The sequence below is a fragment of the Streptomyces acidicola genome (assembly GCF_009377235.1).
In the GTDB taxonomy this organism is placed as follows: domain Bacteria; phylum Actinomycetota; class Actinomycetes; order Streptomycetales; family Streptomycetaceae; genus Streptomyces; species Streptomyces acidicola.
On the sequence record NZ_VMNX01000497.1, the window covers coordinates 1 to 1,813 of the forward strand.

At 71.6% G+C, this 1,813-nt stretch carries 2 protein-coding genes; both read right to left on the reverse strand.

The window, feature by feature from the left end; genetic code table 11:
- On the reverse strand, nt 1-305 hold a 305-nt coding region (locus FPZ41_RS46325; protein ID WP_152870883.1), incomplete at its 3' end, for a hypothetical protein.
- Between the two features lie 49 nt (nt 306-354).
- Nucleotides 355-1,813 (reverse strand): hypothetical protein (locus FPZ41_RS46330; protein WP_228023468.1); only part of this gene is annotated, 1,459 nt, incomplete at its 5' end.

Genomic DNA, 1,813 nt, shown 5'->3' on the forward strand with positions numbered 1-1,813 from the left:
GTGACGACGTTCGCCACGTTCGGGTCGATCTGCTCCAGCAGCGGCGACCGGACGAGCATGCGGTCCTTGTCGCGGGTGACGAGCGGCAGCGTGGCGATCGAGCAGAGCAGGTTGCGGCCGCGCAGCACGGCCGGGACGGACAGCGCGAGCGCCCGCGTCACCGGCGTGTTCGAGAACTTCGAGGCCCCCGAGACCAGCGTGTCTACCGGGGTGGGCAGGTCGTGGGAGAACGTCACCGACGGCTCGGGCGCGCTCGGCGAGCCGGGCGCCTCGGACCATCTCAGCAGCGTGCGCAGCCATCCCACGAGCGCGACGATACATGAACACCTGCACAGATGATCAGCTGTTCATGTGTTACGCGGCGGCCTGCGTGTCGTCGCCCCGCTTCCTCCGCGGCCGAACGATCCGCGGTTTGCCGACGGGCGCCGGCAACGTCCGCGCGAGGTGCACCGCGCCCGCCGCGGCGTACACGGCATTGACGTGCACCGCCCCGCGCCGGATGAACACCCACGCGTCGCCGCGCATCTGCCGCTCCGCGGCCTCCACCTGCGCGTCTAGCAGCGGGTCGCCGGAGTGAGCGATCTGCCGCGAGGTGACCTGCTCGGCGAAGCCCATGCACACCACCGGCACGTCGCTACGGATCTCTTCCAGCTCGACCCCCGCCGGCGGCCAGCCCTTCCGCTTCACCAGCTCGGCCGCCACGGCGGCCGCCGGACCGGTCGGGAACCATCCGAGCTTGCGCGGCTTGATCTTGCGCACGAGCGCGGGCAGCTCGCGGCGGAACGCGGCGAGGTCGGTCCACGCCTGCACCGGCTCGACGCGGACCCGCCCGTCCGGGGTCCGCGCGGCGGCGACGAGCGCGGCGTGTTGCTGGTCCAGCGACACGTCGAACGTGAGCACGACGTTCGAGCGCACGTCGGCGAGGTCGCCCGGGTCCAGGCAACCGGCGGGGAACGGGGCGGACCACGCCTCGCCGTCGATTGCCGGATCCAGGTTCGGCACCCGCATGCACAGGATCTCGGTTTCGAACTGCGTCAGCTCGTCGCCGCCGTTCTCCTTGGCCCGCCGCGCGTCGGCCAGCAGCGAGTCGAGGTCGATCCGTCGGCCCAGGTTCGGGTTGCTCATCGCGAGCGCGTGCGGGTCGTCGGCCTCGGATCCGGGCGGCGCGCTCCACTCGAACAGACCTAGCTGCGGGTCGCCGTCCGGCCGGATCCGCTCGACGCCGTTCACGCGCTCGATCGCCGCCGAGCGCAGCGACTCCAGCACCACCGCGCTCGCGTCGCCCTGGTTGGTGATCGCGAACGCCTGTGCCGTCGACACGGCGTTCATCGCGTTGTAGGCGGCGTTCCACGCGTCCCAGGAGTCGTGTTCGCGCAGTTCGTCGAGGATCAGCCGGTGGATCGTCAGCGACCGGCCGCCGCGCCGGTTCGCCGCGGCGATGCGGTACCGGGCGCGCTCGGCGGTCACCAACGCCTCTTCCCCGGCGGCCTTGCGCACGGTCGCGACCAGTGGCGCCAGCTCCTCGTGGCTCTCGGCGAGGTCGACGGCCTTCTGCCAGGACTCCTTCGCGTAGCCCAGGTTCGTGCTGGTGCCGAGCACGAGCGGCACGGCCTCGACGAACAGCCAGAACAGCGACAGCACAACGAGCACGTGCGTCTTGCCGTTCTGCCGCGCGACGATCACCAGCACCTTGCGGAACCGCGGCCGCCCGTCGGGCAGTAGCTCGCCGGCGTGGATCACCAGCCACCGCTCCCACGGGTCCAACGGCATGCCCAGCACCGTGTCGGCGAACTCGACCACGTCGAACCCGTAC